Origin of the sequence: Citrobacter freundii ATCC 8090 = MTCC 1658 = NBRC 12681, from assembly GCF_011064845.1 — a bacterium.
Lineage (GTDB): Bacteria > Pseudomonadota > Gammaproteobacteria > Enterobacterales > Enterobacteriaceae > Citrobacter > Citrobacter freundii.
In genome coordinates this window covers 3,005,090-3,022,697 of sequence record NZ_CP049015.1, presented here as the reverse complement: position 1 = coordinate 3,022,697, position 17,608 = coordinate 3,005,090, and the positions used below count along the sequence as shown (strand labels likewise).

20 protein-coding genes and 1 riboswitch are annotated in these 17,608 nt (G+C 53.2%); of the genes, 17 read left to right on the top strand and 3 right to left on the bottom strand.

The genetic code is table 11. The features are described from left to right. Positions 1–2: 2 nt before the first annotated feature. Genes pduC through pduA form a run of 3 tightly spaced genes read right to left on the bottom strand, consistent with a single transcriptional unit; the run spans position 3 to position 2,779 of the window. Complete coding sequence (gene pduC / locus G4551_RS14765; protein WP_003030249.1) at positions 3–1,667, bottom strand: propanediol dehydratase large subunit PduC; 1,665 nt, start codon at positions 1,665–1,667, stop codon at positions 3–5. 18 nt (positions 1,668–1,685) lie between these two features. Further along, the gene (gene pduB, locus G4551_RS14760; protein WP_003030252.1) at positions 1,686–2,498 is read right to left on the bottom strand and encodes a propanediol utilization microcompartment protein PduB; all 813 of its coding nucleotides are present in this window, start codon (positions 2,496–2,498) and stop codon (positions 1,686–1,688) included. Beyond that, the gene (pduA, locus tag G4551_RS14755) at positions 2,498–2,779 is read right to left on the bottom strand and encodes a propanediol utilization microcompartment protein PduA (RefSeq protein ID WP_003030255.1); all 282 of its coding nucleotides are present in this window, start codon (positions 2,777–2,779) and stop codon (positions 2,498–2,500) included. The genes pduB and pduA overlap by 1 nt, the downstream gene beginning before the upstream one ends. 525 nt (positions 2,780–3,304) lie before the next feature. On the opposite strand from pduA, the gene pduF reads away from it, so the two are divergent. The 17 genes from pduF (at position 3,305) to G4551_RS14670 (ending at position 17,600) form a co-directional block, all read left to right on the top strand. Beyond that, entirely contained in the window at positions 3,305–4,114 is an 810-nt protein-coding gene (gene pduF / locus G4551_RS14750) for a propanediol diffusion facilitator PduF (protein WP_003839018.1), read from the top strand. Between the two features lie 203 nt (positions 4,115–4,317). Next, positions 4,318–5,229, top strand: coding sequence for a transcriptional regulator PocR (gene pocR / locus G4551_RS14745; protein WP_003030260.1), 912 nt, complete (start codon positions 4,318–4,320; stop codon positions 5,227–5,229). A gap of 332 nt (positions 5,230–5,561) precedes the next feature. After that, positions 5,562–5,736: riboswitch (cobalamin riboswitch) on the top strand. Positions 5,737–5,824: 88 nt separating this feature from the next. Next, on the top strand, positions 5,825–7,204 hold the full coding sequence (locus G4551_RS14740) for a cobyrinate a,c-diamide synthase (RefSeq protein WP_003839021.1): 1,380 nt from the start codon (positions 5,825–5,827) through the stop codon (positions 7,202–7,204). Then, positions 7,201–8,160: an adenosylcobinamide-phosphate synthase CbiB gene (gene cbiB / locus G4551_RS14735; protein ID WP_003839024.1), complete on the top strand. Its 960-nt coding sequence runs from the start codon at positions 7,201–7,203 to the stop codon at positions 8,158–8,160. The genes G4551_RS14740 and cbiB overlap by 4 nt, the downstream gene beginning before the upstream one ends. Positions 8,161–8,170: 10 nt before the next feature. After that, positions 8,171–8,803, top strand: coding sequence for a cobalt-precorrin-8 methylmutase (locus G4551_RS14730; RefSeq protein ID WP_003030267.1), 633 nt, complete (start codon positions 8,171–8,173; stop codon positions 8,801–8,803). After that, on the top strand, positions 8,800–9,936 hold the full coding sequence (cbiD, locus tag G4551_RS14725; protein ID WP_003030269.1) for a cobalt-precorrin-5B (C(1))-methyltransferase CbiD: 1,137 nt from the start codon (positions 8,800–8,802) through the stop codon (positions 9,934–9,936). Before G4551_RS14730 ends, cbiD begins: the two co-directional genes overlap by 4 nt. After that, a complete protein-coding gene (locus tag G4551_RS14720) occupies positions 9,930–10,535 on the top strand; it encodes a cobalt-precorrin-7 (C(5))-methyltransferase (protein WP_003839027.1) in 606 nt (201 codons plus the stop codon). Before cbiD ends, G4551_RS14720 begins: the two co-directional genes overlap by 7 nt. Further along, entirely contained in the window at positions 10,525–11,094 is a 570-nt protein-coding gene (locus tag G4551_RS14715; RefSeq protein WP_003030273.1) for a decarboxylating cobalt-precorrin-6B (C(15))-methyltransferase, read from the top strand. Before G4551_RS14720 ends, G4551_RS14715 begins: the two co-directional genes overlap by 11 nt. Beyond that, positions 11,087–11,860: a cobalt-precorrin-4 methyltransferase gene (locus G4551_RS14710; protein WP_003030275.1), complete on the top strand. Its 774-nt coding sequence runs from the start codon at positions 11,087–11,089 to the stop codon at positions 11,858–11,860. Before G4551_RS14715 ends, G4551_RS14710 begins: the two co-directional genes overlap by 8 nt. Continuing rightward, on the top strand, positions 11,841–12,896 hold the full coding sequence (cbiG, locus tag G4551_RS14705; protein ID WP_003030276.1) for a cobalt-precorrin 5A hydrolase: 1,056 nt from the start codon (positions 11,841–11,843) through the stop codon (positions 12,894–12,896). The genes G4551_RS14710 and cbiG overlap by 20 nt, the downstream gene beginning before the upstream one ends. Then, the gene (locus tag G4551_RS14700) at positions 12,896–13,621 is read left to right on the top strand and encodes a precorrin-3B C(17)-methyltransferase (RefSeq protein WP_003030278.1); all 726 of its coding nucleotides are present in this window, start codon (positions 12,896–12,898) and stop codon (positions 13,619–13,621) included. The genes cbiG and G4551_RS14700 overlap by 1 nt, the downstream gene beginning before the upstream one ends. Continuing rightward, positions 13,618–14,403: a cobalt-precorrin-6A reductase gene (locus G4551_RS14695; protein WP_003839032.1), complete on the top strand. Its 786-nt coding sequence runs from the start codon at positions 13,618–13,620 to the stop codon at positions 14,401–14,403. The genes G4551_RS14700 and G4551_RS14695 overlap by 4 nt, the downstream gene beginning before the upstream one ends. A 10-nt stretch (positions 14,404–14,413) precedes the next feature. After that, on the top strand, positions 14,414–15,208 hold the full coding sequence (gene cbiK, locus G4551_RS14690) for a sirohydrochlorin cobaltochelatase (RefSeq protein WP_003839033.1): 795 nt from the start codon (positions 14,414–14,416) through the stop codon (positions 15,206–15,208). Continuing rightward, the gene (locus G4551_RS14685) at positions 15,205–15,918 is read left to right on the top strand and encodes a cobalt-factor II C(20)-methyltransferase (protein WP_003839034.1); all 714 of its coding nucleotides are present in this window, start codon (positions 15,205–15,207) and stop codon (positions 15,916–15,918) included. The genes cbiK and G4551_RS14685 overlap by 4 nt, the downstream gene beginning before the upstream one ends. Further along, positions 15,915–16,652, top strand: a complete 738-nt coding sequence (gene cbiM / locus G4551_RS14680; protein ID WP_003834098.1) for a cobalt ECF transporter S component CbiM — start codon at positions 15,915–15,917, stop codon at positions 16,650–16,652. The genes G4551_RS14685 and cbiM overlap by 4 nt, the downstream gene beginning before the upstream one ends. Before the next feature lie 2 nt (positions 16,653–16,654). Further along, positions 16,655–16,936 (top strand): energy-coupling factor ABC transporter substrate-binding protein, encoded by a 282-nt coding sequence (locus tag G4551_RS14675; protein WP_003030289.1) that lies wholly within the window; start codon positions 16,655–16,657, stop codon positions 16,934–16,936. Next, positions 16,923–17,600, top strand: a complete 678-nt coding sequence (locus G4551_RS14670; RefSeq protein WP_003030290.1) for an energy-coupling factor ABC transporter transmembrane protein — start codon at positions 16,923–16,925, stop codon at positions 17,598–17,600. Before G4551_RS14675 ends, G4551_RS14670 begins: the two co-directional genes overlap by 14 nt. Positions 17,601–17,608: the final 8 nt, after the last annotated feature.

Below are 17,608 nucleotides of genomic sequence, written 5' to 3'. Positions count from 1 at the left end.
CCTTAGCCAAGCTCGTTGGGATCAAGTGCGCCAGGGATGTTTTTGATCTCTTCCCAGCGTTCGCCTTGCAGGCGATAACCTGTTGCCGGACCGGCATAGTCGTTAACATCATTGACAGCGGATAGCACCTGTCCGTCGCCAACGATAATGGCGGAGGTATGCAGGTAATCCCCGGTTAACTTGGCTTTCTGGATGTTGAGCATGTCCTGAGCGACATCGGTAAATCCGCCCTGAGCAAGGGCTTTCACCACTTCCAGACCGTTACGGTTTTTGTTGATGATCTCTTGTGCAAACTTGATATCTTCAACGATGTTACGTTCCGGCATATCTTTCGAACCGTGGGCGTAGGTCGCCGCTTCCACTTCTTCATCAGTGATTGGCGGTAATCCCATCCCGGCAAAGACGGCCTGCAGCGCACGCGCCGCTTTGTTACGAATGGCGATAACGTCTTCTTCACGAACCGGGCGCAGACCACCGTCTACTTTCAGGTCACGCTGGAGAACGTTGTAGTCGTCAAAATCTTCAGCATCCTCGTTCGAACCCGCAAACATGTTGTCGTAGTTCGGCACTGCGGAATAACCAGAAGAAATGAAGTCAGTACCCGGCAGGAACTGCATCAGCAGACGCGCAGTACGACGCATATCCGAGTGGGTAAAGGTTTGGTCGTTGCTGGAGGCGCATTCCAGATCCAGAGAGGAGCAGATCAGGTTTTCAGCCAGCACTGCACGAATTCCTGACGGCACGGCGGAAGGGACTCCGATGCAGCTTACGGAACCGTTTTGCAGACCCTGTACGCCAGCAGCTTTGGTGATGTAAATACAGCGGGCTTCCAGATAAAGCATCGATTTGCCTTCGGCGTAACCCATCTGAACTTCTGAACCAGAGCCGGAGGTAAAGCGCATTTTCAGACCACGGGATGCGTAGGACGAGGCGAGGAAGCCTTTAGACCATGGCGTGTCATCGCCGTCGGTAAAGACGGGTTCAGTACCATAGACGGAGATAGTTTCAGCGTAGCAAGTGTGGCCTAGCATCCCGAGTTTGAGTTCGGTTGCTTCTTCCAGAGAACACTGAGTTAACACGCCCGGGCGTCCAACCTGTGAGCCGACTAACAGCGCAATGGCGTTAAATGGCGCATAACGCGCAACGGCAACGGTCGTTTCCTGTTCGTCAAACCCGCGCCATGCGCCTTCAGCGGCATCAGCGGCAATTTGCACGGGGTTATCTTTGACATTAGTGACGTGCGCTTGTTGAGATGGTGTACGACGAGCACGCATTTTCTGCATGGCCATCATCATCTCAACGACGTTCATATGGGACACGACTTCGACAATTTTTGCCGGCGTCATTGCGGTGGTCAGCGGCACAATGTCTTTGCGCTTCACGTTAGGATCGCAAAGCATATTGGCCAGTTTGACCGAATCCATCGCCATGACTTCTTCAGCGCGCGCCAGGTTAATGCCATAGCGGGCAATAAAATGGTCGATTAAGTCAAATTCACTAGCGGATTTACCGTCCAGTTCAGTGACTGTACCGTTGACGATTTTAATCGACGGTTTGGGGTCGTTCGGGCTTTCCATCGCAATGAAGCCTTCTTCGATCCACTCCTTAACGAAGCCATCCTGATTCACAGGGCGCTTCGCCAGTGCTTCAAATCTTTTCGATCTCATGAATCAGCCTCACTGATATCAGATGTAGGACGGACGATCGTTTTTCGGCTCTGAGCCGAGGGTCCCGAGTACGGTTTTACCGATTTCACGGGCAGAGATAACAGCCTGACGAACAGCGCCAGAGTCACCCGAAATAACCAGAATGGCTTCGTTACTGAAGCTGGTGCCATGAGCAGGGGAGCTGTAAGCCACAACTTCCACGTTGGCGGATTTCAGGGCAGTATCAGCCATCAGGACACCAACGGATGCTGGTGCGCCGACGATGACGCCACAGGCACGACCAATCGGTGCGCCAAAGGCTTTTTCAAGTGCGTAGCTGGCGCGTGCGGTGTATTGCATTTCGATGTGACCGGCTTCGTTGGCATAAACGTCGCCAAAGGTGCGATCCAGCTCTTTCAGTGCGACTTCAATGCCGCGTTTCACGTCGGAAACATCGTTGCCGCCAAGAATAATCAGCGAGCCATGACCTGCGCCGCCTTTGGTATCACGTGGTAACTCAATACTGACGACTTCAGTATTGGTGGCTTTCACCGCTTCATCAGCGGCCATGATGTGTGGACCCGCACCAGTACGGGCGCCAAGGATGCCAATGGAGCGATAGCGTTTTTCAAGTTTCATTGCGTCCAGTAGGGCACTGTCTACGTTGGCGATTACCAGACCGACGGTGTCGCCAATCGCGGTACCGACAAACTCCGTTAAACTGCAGCTTTTCTCTGCCATAGCCGTTTCTCGTGTTGGGTGATTATTTTCTGGGATAGCCTGCTGTTCCGGCGTTGCCACGCGAGCAATCACCTGCGCCATGATCTGTTCAACCAGTTCATTGCTGCTCATTAGCTAATTCCCTTCGGTAAGATTTTTTCTACATCGGTATGCGGGCGTGGGATAACGTGTACGGCTTTCACTTCTCCCACATTACGGGCTGCGGCGGCACCGGCATCTGTTGCTGCTTTGACTGCGCCGACATCGCCGCGGACAATAACTGTTACCAGCCCCGAACCAATTTTTTCGTAGCCGACCAGCATTACATTGGCTGACTTCACCATTGCATCTGCGGCCTCTATGGCTGCAGTTAAGCCTTTGGTTTCTACCATTCCTAACGCTTCTTGTTGCATAAAGACCTCGCCTGGGTTGTCCCGATTTTCATGACTATAAAAAGAAGCGAGGAAAAAGAATGGCTGAGTTGAAAGTAAGAGTGAAAAAATAGTGGGGTTACAGTGAGATAAAATTGCTGTGAGTTATTGTAATATCCTGTTTTTGTTAGTTATTTTAATCTTTATCGATATGACTATTTGGTCATGTTAATTCCATATTTACACTTTTCTGAGTGACAGTTTAAATATCATTTGCTATGCGAGAAAAATGAAATTGTGATGATCGTTTGAAAATGGAATTCTGCTTTTCGCAATATTTTATTATTTTGAAAATGTACTTTTAATAGGGTGAATCCTCGTTTTGTCACCTGTTTTAATAAAGGTGATAGCAAAATTTTGCTATCACAACACGATTTTTAAGGGTATGTCGCTTGCAGATTGCCAACAATTTGCCGATACAGATTTTTATAGTAAGTCTTGAAGTAATCTTCCTGCCAGCAAGGAGTCCGCTGGTAAAGACACGAACTCTGCTTAGAAGGTGTCACAATGAACGATTCACTAAGAGCGCAATGTATTGCTGAGTTTTTGGGTACCGGGCTATTTTTGTTTTTTGGTATTGGGTGCCTGAGCGCCCTTAAAGTCGCGGGTGCCAGTTTGGGATTGTGGGAGATCTGCATCATATGGGGCTTGGGGATCTCGCTTGCAGTTTACCTGACAGCCGGGATTTCTGGGGCCCATCTCAATCCCGCTATTACCATCGCACTTTGGTTGTTTGCCTGTTTTCCTGGCCGTAAAGTACTGCCTTATTCTGTCGCTCAGATAGCGGGTGCCTTTGGTGGCGCTATGCTGGCCTATTTGTTGTACGGCAGTTTATTTATTGAGTATGAATCAGCCCACCAAATGGTACGCGGCAGTCTGGAAAGCCTGCAACTTGCCAGTATTTTTAGCACGTATCCTGCCGCCGCACTGAGTGTCTGGCAGGCCGCACTGGTCGAAGTGGTGATTACCTCCATTCTGATGGGGATGATTATGGCGCTAACGGACGACGGTAACGGCGTTCCCAAAGGCCCTCTGGCACCACTGTTGATTGGTATTCTGGTTGCTGTTATCGGCGCATCAACCGGCCCACTTACCGGCTTTGCGATGAACCCGGCACGTGATTTTGGTCCTAAATTGTTTGCCTGGATGGCCGGGTGGGGTGATGTTGCGATGACCGGCGGGCGCGATATCCCTTATTTCTTCGTGCCGATTGTGGCTCCCATCATCGGCGCCTGTGCGGGCGCAGCAATTTATCGTTATTTTATTGGCAAAAATTTACCGTGTAATTCGTGTAAGTTGGAGGAAAACGAGAGCTAGCTTCATGAAAGATGTTTATTATTGAAAGGTAAAAACTGTTTTCGTGATCCGGTTTCCTGAACGGCTTAAAAAGTCTCCCAAGAATGGGAGACTTTTGTTATGTTCAATGCTGACTTTCATCAGAGCGCTGGATCGCGAGATGAAAATGAATGTGTGAATAATATGTTTTATTTATAACAATAAATTAACTGAGAGGTTTTATCATGATTTCTGCGAGTGCCCTGAACTCAGAACTCATTAATAAAATCGCACAGGATTTTGCACAGGCCACCAGTCTGGCTGTTGTGGTTGTCAATATTCACGGTGATGAAATTTCTGAGCTTTTTAATTTCACTCCTTTTTGCCAGTTGATGCGCCAGCATCCTCAGCATAGTACGCGTTGTCGTATGAGCGACCGCTGTGGAGGGTTGGAAGCCTCTAAGTCCGATCAACCCTGCATTTATCGCTGCCATGCCGGGCTTACCGATTTCTCAATTCCGCTGGTCATCGCGGGACACCTGGTAGGGTTTGTGCTTTGTGGACAAGTACGCTTAAGTAACGATGTAGGCCTCGTTGATATTCTCAACGTCGATGACCGCTGGCAAGCCGATCCAGAGCTGGTCAACGAGTTCCGTAATGTTCCTGAGATGGACTATTCTCGAGTCATTGCCTCAGCGGATTTACTCAAGCTCATCGTCGAAAATTGCCTTAAGAAACAACTCAATTTTGTTGTTATCAAAGATAACCCGCAGCAGTCAGAGCCGGTACGCGCTAACCGCAGTACCAACCCCCATGACAGTAAAATGAAAAAAGCCCTGCGCTACATTGATGCACATTTATCAGACGAGTTGCGTCTGGAAGATGTTGCCTCTCATGTTTTCCTTAGCCCGTACTATTTCAGTAAATTGTTCAAAAAATATCAGGGTATCGGTTTTAACGCATGGGTAAACCAACAGAGAATGGCAAGTGCCAAAGAGTTGCTTTGCCACAGTGACTGGAGCATAGCCAGCATTGCGCGTAATTTAGGCTTTTCGCAAACCAGCTATTTTTGCAAAGTGTTCCGTCAAACGTATCAGGTTACGCCGCAGGCATTTCGCCAGCAAATTAATGTCATTTCACGCGGAGAGTCCGCTTAAATAGCAATATTTTGCTATTGCCGATTTTTGATATGTGGTGCTATGCCCGTCATTATAAAATGAAAAATAATGACAGCTGCCAATAAATTGTCATAGCGCAACAAAATAATGGTATTAGAGGGATAAACTGCACCAGTTTTTATTTTTGTGATGAGATACAGTGTCTGTGTGAATGACTTTCTTTATTCTTAGCTGATACTTTCATTCAAAAAGTGAACGTATGAATATGTGGGAAAAGGCCAGGAAATTGGCTGAATGAATTCGGAAAGATATTAAACTGAATTATTGTCATGAGGTCGTGAATTTACCTCATAACAGAGAGCTTAATTAACCAGGCTCTTGAACTGACAGGTTTGCCACATTTGTGGTAGGGAAGGGGGTGAGAATCCCCCGCAGCCCCCGCTGCTGTGATGCTGACGACCCCGTATGGACCACTGATCGCAAGATTGGGAAGGACGGGTGAGGATGACGCTAAGCCAGAAGACCTGCCTGTCAGTGACTACCAACAACTTCGGTGGGAAGTGGGTGGTTCAGATGCATACAGTCGAGAGACTGGGTATCTCTACACCCCTACCACCCTGAACAGGATCAGGGTATGGCGGCCAATTTTCACGCATTTGTTCTTGCAGGTACCGGAAGCGGCTGTGGTAAAACCACGGTGACGCTGGGCTTGTTGAGCTTGTTGAAAAAACGCGGTTTGCGCGTCCAGCCTTGCAAAGTGGGTCCTGATTACCTTGATACCGGCTGGCATACAGCGGTATGCGGTACCGCTTCCCGCAATCTTGATAGCTTTATGCTTCCCGTCCCCACGCTGAACGCTCTATTCAACGAGCAGATGCGACATGCAGATATCGCCGTTATTGAAGGTGTGATGGGGTTGTATGACGGCTATGGTACCGACCCAAACTACTGCAGCACCGCCGCGATGGCTAAACAGTTAGGCTGTCCGGTCATCTTACTGGTTGATGGCAAAGCCGTTTCCACCTCAATCGCCGCAACAGTAATGGGTTTTCAGCATTTTGATCCCACTCTGAACATCGCCGGCGTTATTGTTAATCGAGTTAACAGCGAAACGCATTACCAGTTACTGAAAGTCGCAATCGAACGTTACTGCGATGTACCCGTCTTAGGTTACGTACCCCGTATGGATGGTGTTGCCCTTCCCGAACGACATTTGGGTTTAGTCACCGCACGTGAGTCGGTTATCAATCAGCAACCGTGGCAGGAGTTTGCCGCGACGCTGGAGCAAACCCTTGATATTGACGCACTGCTGACATTAAGCCAGTCAACCAATCTTCCTGCTGCCGAATGGCCCGCGCTGCCTGCCGCAGATGCCGGAGCAGGGCTAACGCTTGCAATTGCCGATGACGAAGCCTTCAACTTCTACTACCCGGACAACATTACGCTGCTGGAACGTACGGGGCTTAATATTGTTCGTTTTAGCCCGTTGCACGACACCTGCTTACCCGACTGTCAGATGATCTGGTTAGGTGGTGGATATCCTGAGCTACATGCTGCGGCGCTGGCTCGCAATGTCTCGATGCTGAAGCAACTGCGAGCGGCACATCAACGTGGCGTCGCGATTTACGCAGAGTGTGGGGGGCTGATGTATCTCGGCAGTTCGCTTGAGGACAGTAACGGCGATACCTGGCTGATGGCGGATATCATTCCCGGCCACAGCAAAATGGGAAAACGTCTGACCCGATTTGGCTACTGCGAAGCGCAGGCCGCGCAGCAAACATTGTTAGCAGCAGAAGGGGAAGTGCTGCGCGGGCATGAATTCCACTATTCCGATTTTACCCCTGAAACGCCAGCGGTGATGAACTGTCGCAAAGTGCGCGATGGTAAAACGCTGCAAGCCTGGTCCGGCGGCTGGCAGGTTGGAAACACCTTTGCCAGCTATTTACACGTTCATTTTGCTCAACGTCCGCAGATGCTTAGCCACTGGCTGACAGCCGCGAGGAGCGCGCTATGACGATCCTTGCGTGGTGTGTTGCCTGGCTGCTTGATTTTATCATCGGTGATCCGCAGAACTGGCCGCATCCGGTGCGCTGGATTGGCAATCTGATTTCTGCCGTGCAGCGAATTATTCGGCGTTATTGTCATAGCGACCGAGCGCTGCGCATTGGTGGCGCGGTGATGTGGATTGTGGTGGTTGGTCTGACCTGGGCTGCGTCCTGGGGCGTGCTGGTACTGGCAAAATCTGTTCACCCCTGGTTGGGTTGGGTGGTAGAGGTATGGATGATCTTTACCGTGCTGGCCGGGCGATGCCTGGCGAATGCCGCACAGGATGTCGAACGTCCTCTACGGGCCGGTGACCTTGCTGCGAGTCGGGAAAAACTGTCGTGGATAGTGGGGCGTGATACCTCGCAACTGCAACCGCAACAGATCAATCGTGCGGTGGTGGAAACCGTGGCTGAAAACACCGTAGACGGCATTATCGCGCCGCTGTTTTTTCTCCTTCTCGGCGGTGCGCCCCTGGCGATGGCCTACAAAGCGGTAAACACCCTTGACTCCATGGTGGGCTACAAACATGAAAAATACCGCGCTATCGGTATGGTCAGCGCGCGTCTGGACGATGTCGCGAACTTTATTCCTGCAAGACTGAGCTGGCTGCTGCTGGGCGTGGCGGCATTTTTATGCCGTAAAGACGGCTCGCGAGCTTTACAGATTGGCTGGCGCGATCGCTACAACCACAGCAGCCCAAACTGTGCGTGGTCAGAGGCATCCGTAGCCGGGGCATTAGGCATTCGTCTGGGTGGTCCTAATGACTACTTTGGCGAGCGCGTTGAGAAACCGTGGATCGGTGATGCGCAACGCGACATTTCGGTAGACGACATTTCCCATACGATTCGACTGATGTGGGTGGCATCGACGCTGGCACTGGCGCTGTTTATTGCGCTGCGGTGGCTGTGGGCCGGTGTAGCCTGAGGACAACATAATGCAATATATCCAGCAACCCCAGGCGATTGAAGCCAAAAGTTTCGACATTATTGGCGAGATCATCCGTGAAACCCGTCCGGACTATCAGTTTGCCAGTCCGTTACATGAAGCCATTATCAAGCGGGTCATTCACACGACGGCAGATTTCGACTGGCTGGACATTCTGTGGTTTTCCAGTGATGTGCTGGAGCAGTTTTGTGCGGCGCTTAGCCGTTCGAGCGTGATTTATACCGACACCACGATGGCGCTTTCCGGGATCAATAAAACGCTGCTGGCAAAATTCGGCGGTGAATGCCGCTGTTACATCAGTGACCCGAGAGTTGTGCGTACGGCAAAAGAGCAGGGGATTACCCGGTCCATGGCTGCTGTCGACATTGCGGTGAAGGAAGAGGGGGAAAAGCTGTTTGTCTTTGGCAACGCGCCAACAGCGCTGTTTCGCCTGCTTGAGCATGATGTCGCTGTCAGCGGTGTGGTTGGCGTACCGGTCGGATTCGTTGGTGCAGAAGAGTCGAAAGATGCATTGACCCAAAGCAAGTTGCCCGCCATTGCCGCGTTAGGCCGTAAAGGGGGGAGTAATGTCGCTGCCGCTATCGTCAACGCCATGCTTTATCACATGCAGGGGGCGCGATGAGCGAGGCCTTCGATACGCCGGTGTGGCACAACGGTAAAGCGCTGCGTAAAGGATATACCACGGGATCGTGCGCCACGGCGGCGGCAAAAGTGGCAGCGTTGATGGTATTGCGCCAACACCTCATCCATCAGGTTTCCATCGTCACGCCTTCCGGGGTGACGTTGTGCCTGAACGTTGAGTCGCCACATATCGAAGGGCAGCAGGCAATAGCCGCCATCCGCAAAGACGGTGGTGATGATGTGGACGCCACACATGGGATGCTGATTTTTGCGCGCGTGACGTTAGACGATAGTGGCGTGATTGCCTTACAGGGCGGTGAAGGGGTCGGTACGGTAACCCGCAAAGGGATTGGCCTACCGGTCGGCAGTTCGGCGATTAACCGTACACCTCGCCAGACCATCGAATCTGCCGTCCGCGAAGCGATTGGCCCAAATCGTGGGGCGCAGATTGAAATCTTCGCGCCAGAAGGCGAAGAACGGGCGCAAAAAACCTACAACTCCCGCCTTGGCATTCTGGGCGGCATTTCGATTATCGGCACCACGGGTATTGTCACGCCGATGTCGGAAGAGAGCTGGAAACGTTCGCTGTCGCTGGAGCTGGAAATTAAGCGGGCGGCTGGGCTGGAGCGTGTCGTACTGGTGCCGGGAAACCACGGCGAGCGTTTTGTGCGCGAGCAGATGGGTATCGACACCCAGGTTGTAGTCACCATGAGCAACTTTGTCGGCTACATGATTGAAGAAGCCGTACGTCTTGGATTCCGGCAAATTGTGCTGGTGGGACATCCCGGTAAGCTCGTCAAAATCGCGGCGGGGATCTTCCATACCCATAGCCATATTGCCGATGCCCGCATGGAAACGCTGGTGGCCCACCTCGCATTACTTGGCGCACCGCTGGAGCTGCTGACGCTGGTCAGCGAGTGCGATACCACCGAAGCGGCGATGGAACATATCGACGCATACGGTTTCCAGCACATTTATGACCATCTGGCTCAGCGCATTTGTATGCGTGTTCTGCAAACATTGCGCTTTACCAAAAATCCGCCGACCTGCGATGCCATCATGTTTTCCTTTGATAATCAGGTTCTTGGCAGTAATCGCCCGGTCGCAGAGATTGCTGAGGAGATGCAATGTTAACCGTTGTAGGGATGGGCCCCGCCGGTTTGCATTTGATGACGCCTGCGGCACGTGAAGCGGTCGCGGTGGCGGATGTTCTGGTCGGTGGAAAGCGGCATTTGCAGCAATTCCCGGATTTTGCCGGTGAACAGTTTGCTCTTGGCGCCAATATCCCGGAACTCCTGAGTTGGATTAGCGCGCACCAGGAGAAGCATGTTGTGGTTCTGGCATCTGGCGATCCGCTGTTTTACGGCATCGGGACGCGCATGGTGGCGCATTTTGGTATTGAGAATGTGCGGATTATTCCCGGCATTAGTGCGGTGCAGTACCTGTGTGCGCAGTCCGGTATTGATATGAACGATATGTGGCTGACCAGTAGCCATGGCCGCAGCGTCTGTTTTGATGAGCTGGCGCGACATAACAAGGTAGCGATGGTGACTGATGCGCTGTGTGGCCCGCGTGAAATCGCGCAGCAGCTCATTGCCCGAGGCATGGGGCATCGCTGGATGGTGATTGGCGAAAACCTGGCGATGGAAAACGAAAAGATCCATTTCCTGCCTGTGCGTGAAGTTAACGCCGACTATGACATGAATGCAGTGGTGATCCTCGATGAAAGATGAGCTGTTTCTGCGTGGAGAGAAAGTGCCGATGACCAAAGAAGCGGTACGCGCACTTGCCCTCTCAAAACTTGAATTACACCGCGCCAGTCACCTGATTGATATAGGCGCCGGAACCGGCAGCGTATCGATAGAGGCGGCGTTGCAATATCCCGGATTACGTGTAACGGCCATCGAACGTAACCCGGCGGCGCTCAGGTTGTTGGATGAAAACCGCCAGCATTTTGCCTGCGCAAATATCGATATTTTTCCCGGCGTTGCTCCCATGACCATCGCGGAAAAAGCCGATGCCATTTTTATGGGCGGCAGCGGTGGTCATCTGACCGACCTGATTGACTGGTCGATGCGTCAATTGCATCCCGCAGGGCGTTTGGTGATGACATTTATCCTCCAGGAAAACCTCAACACCGCGCTAACACATCTGGACCATCTTGGCGTACAGGGAGTGGATTGCCTGCAGCTACAGGTTTCCTCGCTTACCGCGCTTGGCAGTGGTCACTATTTTAAACCGAATAACCCCGTATTTGTTATCGCCTGTCAGAAGGAAGGAAACCATGTCTGAGATTTTTGATCCCCGTAGCGTGTGGTTTGTTGGCGCAGGTCCTGGCGATCGCGAGCTGATTACCCTCAAAGGTTACCGGTTGCTGCAGCAGGCGCAGGTTGTTATCTACGCCGGATCGCTGATTAACACCGAACTGCTGGAGTATTGCCCTGCCGGTGCTGAATGTCACGACAGTGCCGAACTGCATCTGGAGCAGATCCTTGATCTGATGGAAGCCGGAGTGAAAGCGGGTAAGACCGTCGTGCGTCTGCAAACCGGCGATGTCTCGTTGTATGGTTCCGTGCGCGAGCAGGGCGAGGAGCTGACCAAACGCGGGATTGACTGGCAGGTGGTGCCCGGCGTCAGCGCGTTCCTCGGCGCGGCGGCGGAGCTGGGCGTTGAGTATACCGTGCCCGAAGTGTCACAGAGCCTGATCATTACGCGCCTGGAAGGCCGCACCCCGGTACCAGAGCGTGAACAGCTGGAGTCTTTTGCCAGCCACCAGACATCAATGGCGATATATCTTTCCGTCCAGCGTATTCATCGGGTGGCTGAGCGTCTGATTGAAGGTGGCTATCCGGCGACCACGCCCGTGGCGGTGATCTATAAAGCAACCTGGCCAGAAAGCCAGACCGTACGCGGGACCCTGGCGGATATTGGCGACAAGGTTCGCGATGCTGGCATCCGTAAAACGGCCCTTATTCTGGTCGGTAATTTCCTGGGCTCGGAGTATCACTACTCCAAACTCTATGCGGCGGACTTTAGCCATGAATACCGTAAAGCCTGAGTCAATTGCGCTTTTTTGCCTGACTCCTGGCGGCGTTGTGCTGGCGAAACGTCTGGCAGCTATGCTGCCGGTAACCTGTTTTACCAGTGAAAAGCTGCTGGAGGAGGGGTTTATTCCCTTCGAAAACGGCTTTGCGAATACCGCTCGCGAAGCGTTTACGAATTATTCGGCGCTGATTTTTATCGGGGCGACCGGCATTGCGGTGCGCGTACTGGCCCCGCTGGTCAACGACAAGTTTTGCGATCCGGCGGTGGTGGTCATTGATGAACGTGCCCAGCATGTCATCAGCCTGCTCTCCGGTCATGCGGGCGGTGCTAATGCGTTGGCTCGTTATCTGGCGGGCATGTTGGGTGCCGACCCGGTTATCACCACCGCGACGGATGTGAACGATATGGCGGCACTGGATACGCTGGCATTTCAACTGAATGCCCGAATGAGTGATTTCCGTTCGGCGGTGAAGATCGTCAATCAGATGTTGGTCAGCAATAAGCGGGTTGGGCTGTGGTGGGATGACGAACTGACGCAGGATGTCAGCCATTGCGACCGGCGCGGATTTATTACGGTCACCGATCTCAACCAACTCCCTGAACTGGATGCTTTGGTGTGCATCACCTTACGCACCAATTTACCTGAGCTGCCTGTTCCGCACTGGAAGCTGGTGCCGCAGCGGGTTGTGGCCGGAATTGGTTGTCGCCGTGATACGCCGTTCCCGCTGCTGGCTGCGCTGCTTGCCCGCCAACTCGAAGCCCAACAGCTCGATCCGCTGGCGCTAAAAGCGATTGGCAGCATCACGCTGAAAAAAGATGAACAGGGACTTATCCAACTGGCTTCATGCTGCCGCGTTCCTTTCGAAACCTTTACTGCTGACGCGCTGCGTGAGCATGAGCACCGTTTTCCGGCCTCATCGTTTGTTCGCAAAACGGTGGGTACAGGAAGCGTTTCTGGTCCTGCAGCCTGGCTGTTGAGCCACGGACAACTGTTAGGCGAGACCCTGCGAGAACAGGGCGTCACTATCACTTTGGGAGTTTCACACTGATGTTAAGCGTAATTGGAATTGGCCCTGGCTCGCAGGCAATGATGACCATGGAAGCCGTTGAAGCACTGCAGGCAGCGGAAATCATCGTGGGCTATAAAACCTACACCCATCTGGTAAAAGCGTTCACTGGCGACAAGCAGGTGATCAAAACCGGGATGTGCAAAGAGATTGAACGCTGTCAGGCGGCGATCGAACTGGCGCAGGCGGGGCACAACGTGGCGCTGATCAGCAGCGGTGACGCGGGGATTTACGGTATGGCCGGGCTGGTGCTCGAACTGGTCAGCAAGCAAAAGCTGGACGTTGAGGTCAGGTTAATACCAGGGATGACCGCCAGCATTGCCGCCGCCTCTTTGCTGGGGGCACCGTTGATGCACGATTTCTGCCACATCAGCTTAAGCGATCTGTTAACGCCGTGGCCGGTTATCGAAAAACGCATCGTTGCCGCCGGTGAAGCCGATTTTGTTATCTGTTTCTACAACCCGCGCAGTCGGGGGCGTGAAGGTCATCTGGCGCGCGCATTTGAGCTGTTATCTGCCAGCAAGAGCGCACAAACGCCGGTCGGTATTGTGAAGTCAGCCGGACGTAAAAAGCAGGAAAAATGGCTGACCACGCTGGGTGAAATGGATTTTGAGCCGGTTGATATGACCAGTCTTGTGATCGTGGGCAATAAAACAACCTATGTTCAGGACGGCCTGATGATCACACCACGAGGTTATGTGCTGTGAATTATGGTGATGTGCTGGTCATGGGCGGCACCAGCGACGCGCGCATGCTGTGCCAGCAACTGGATGCGGCAAACGTGGCCTACACCCTGTCAGTTGCGACCCCAACAGGGAAACAGCTGGCGGGAGACATCAAAGGCCAGGTGCGTTGCGGGCGTCTGGAACGCGAGCAAATGATTGCCTGGCTGCAGGAAAATCAGACGCGCTGGGTGATCGATGCCTCGCATCCGTACGCCGAGGTGGTGAGTCGCAACATCATGAATGCCTGCGCAGCGGCGGGCGTACTGCTGAGCCGCTACCAGCGCCCTGAGCAGTTGAGCGGATTAACTCACCCGCAGCTGTATACCGTACAAAGTATTCCGCAAGCCTGTGAGGTGGCGCGACGCTTCGGCGATCGCGTGCTGTTGACGACTGGCAGTAAAGATCTGGCCATCTGGCGCGAAGGGTTGCCTGAAAAAACGCTGCTGGCGCGCGTTCTGCCTGTACCTGAGGTCATTCAGCAATGCGCGGATCTGGGATTTGGCGTCGGTGAAATCTTCGCACTGTGTGGGCCGTTTAGCGCCGAGTTCAACGCCGCGTTTTATCGCCAGTGTCAGGCTGATGTGGTGATCACTAAGGCTTCAGGCGCTGAAGGTGGTTATCAGGAAAAAGTTCAACCCTGTCTGGATGCCGGTATCCCCTGCATCGTGATTACACGTCCGGCACCGTTGGTGACGGGAGACGAGTTACTGGAAAGTCAGGCCGCCTTTGCGGCGCGTTTAACGCGCTGGCTGGCCGCGGCTTAAGGAGTTAGAGATGAAAAAGGCGCTTCTGGTGGTCAGCTTTGGCACCAGCTATCACGACACCTGTGAAAAAAATATTGTGGCCTGTGAGCGCGATCTCGCAGCCAGTTGCCCTGACCGCGACCTGTTCCGGGCGTTTACCTCCGGGATGATTATCCGCAAGCTCAAGCAGCGTGACGGCATTGAAATCGACACACCGCTGCAGGCGCTGCAAAAACTGGCGGAGCAGGGGTATCAGGATGTGGCTATTCAGTCGCTGCACATTATCAATGGCGACGAATACGAAAAAATTGTCCGCGAAGTGCAAAGTATGCGTCCGCTGTTTTCACGCCTGACGCTGGGTGTACCGCTACTGAGCAGCCATGAAGATTACGCCCAGCTGATGCTGGCGCTGCAACAGCAAATGCCGACGCTTAGAGAAAATGAAAAAGTGGTGTTTATGGGACACGGCGCCAGCCATCATGCCTTTGCCGCCTATGCCTGTCTCGACCATATGATGACGGCGCAGCGCTTTCCGGCGCGGGTTGGGGCGGTGGAAAGCTATCCGGAAGTGGATGTGCTGATTGAAAGTTTATCCCAGGAAGGGGTGACGGCGGTGCATCTGATGCCGCTGATGTTAGTTGCTGGTGACCATGCCATCAATGATATGGCCTCTGACGAAGATGATTCGTGGAAAACATTGTTCAATGCGGCCGGGATAACGGCTACGCCATGGCTCAGTGGACTGGGTGAGAATCCGGCGGTTCGCGCCATGTTCGTGGCACATTTACAGCAGGCGCTTAATGTGGCGCTGGAGGAAGCTGCATGAGCGGGAAACTGTACGCATTAAGCACCGGACCTGGCGCTTCCGATCTGATCACCGTACGTGCTGCACGTACGCTGGGCATGCTGGATATTCTCTATGCGCCTGCCGGGCGTAAAGGCGGCGATAGCCTGGCGCTGTCGATTGTACGGGAGTATATCGGCGAGCAGACCGAGGTCCGCTGCTGCCATTTTCCCATGAGTGCCGACAGCGCGGAAAAAGAGGCCGTCTGGGATGAGGTTGCAACCGCGCTGGTTCAGGAAGTCGAAGCTGGAAAAAAAGTAGGCTTTATTACGCTCGGCGACGCCATGCTGTTCAGTACCTGGGTCTTTTTACTGCAGCGCATTGGTTCGCCTGACTGGTTAGAAATCGTCCCGGGCGTGACTTCTTTCGCTGCGATTGCCGCGCGTTCGAAAACCCCGCTCGCCATGGAGCAACAATCGCTGGCAGTGGTCTCCTGTACCGCGCCGGAAGCTGAAATTCAGCAGGCGTTAAAGCAGCATGACAGTCTGGTGTTGATGAAAGTGTACGGTCGTTTTGCGCGTATCAAAGCGCTGCTGCAACAAGAAGGTTTGTTGGGCTGCGCATTAATGATGTCTGAAGCCACGCTGCCAGGTGAACAGTGCTGGCGTCATCTCGATGAGGTGAGCGACGATCAGCCGCTGCCTTATTTCTCGACCATTCTGGTCAACAAACAGTGGGAGTATGCACAATGAAGCTTGAACAACAGCTAAAACAGCTGTCTTTCAGCGGGTTGGCTGCGGCGCTATTACTGATGATTGTTCCTGAGCAAGCGTTCGCCATGCACATTATGGAAGGCTTCTTGCCGCCGATGTGGGCGCTGGCATGGTGGCTGCTGTTTTTACCCTGCCTGTGGTACGGGCTGGTGCGCTTGCGCCAAATCGTGCAGGAAGATAACCACCAGAAAGTCTTACTGGCACTGTGCGGCGCCTTTATCTTTGTGCTGTCGGCGCTGAAAATTCCTTCCGTTACCGGAAGTTGTTCACACCCTACCGGCGTAGGCCTGGCAGTTATCCTGTTTGGACCTGGCGTAGTAGCCATCCTCGGGGCGATCGTTCTGCTGTTCCAGGCACTGCTGCTGGCACACGGTGGTTTAACGACGCTTGGCGCGAACGGCATGTCGATGGCGGTAATTGGCCCGGTAGTGGGTTACATGGTGTGGAAAATGGCCTGCCGTGCAGGGCTGCGTCGTGATGTTTGCGTCTTCTTGTGCGCGATGCTGGCGGATCTCGTCACCTATTTTGTGACGTCGGTACAGCTGGGCGTGGCGTTCCCGGATCCCTCTGCTGGCGCTACCGGTTCAATCATTAAGTTCATGGGGATTTTCTGTCTGACGCAGATCCCAATCGCGATTGCGGAAGGGTTACTCACCGTGCTGATTTACGATCAGCTGACCAAACGCCAGTTAATAACCGCACAAGGACATTAACGATGAAAAAGACGCTGATTATATTGGGCATGGTTGTGGCGCTGGTGATCCTGCCGTTCTTTATCAACCACGGTGGAGAGTACGGCGGTTCAGACGGTGAGGCTGAGAGTCAGATTCAGGCTATTGCCCCGCATTATGAACCCTGGTTCCAGCCGCTGTATGAACCGGCAAGCGGTGAAATTGAAAGTCTGCTGTTTACACTTCAGGGATCGCTGGGCGCAGCCGTGATTTTCTATATCCTGGGTTATACCAAGGGCAGGCAACGCCGTGATGACCGGGCTTGACAGGCTTAGCTATCAAAGCCGTTGGGTTCATGTCTCGCCAGTGCGGAAATTTCTGCTCTGGCTGGTGATGATGATTCTGGCGTTTACTCTGCCCCCGTTGGGGCAGGGTATTGAGCTGTTATTGATTGCCGCGCTGAGCTGCTGGCTGCTGCGTATTTCATTCTGGCGCTGGTGCCGTTGGATGGCATTACCGTTTGGTTTTCTGGCGGTTGGCGTAGTGACCATCCTGTTTAGCATCAGCCGCGATCCACAGACGCTGTTGGCCAGCATACCTGTGGGAAGTTACTGGTTGGGAATCAGCGCACCAGGTCTGGTGACAGCGAATGAAACGTTCTGGCGCAGCCTTGCAGCGCTGGCGGCAACCTTCTGGCTGGTACTGAATCTGCCGTTTCCGCAATTAATTATCCTACTCAAACGCGCGCACGTTCCTCGCCTGTTAACTGAGCAGATCCTGCTGACCTGGCGGTTTATTTTTATTCTCTTAGACGAGGCGCTGGCTATTCACCGCGCACAAACGCTGCGTTTTGGTTATCGTAGCTTGCCGTTGGGCTACCGCTCTCTGGCAATGCTGGTGGGATTGCTGTTCACCCGCGTGTTGATCCGCTACCAGCAAATGACCACCACACTGGATATCAAACTTTATCAGGGTGATTTTCACCTGTAAGGAAAAGT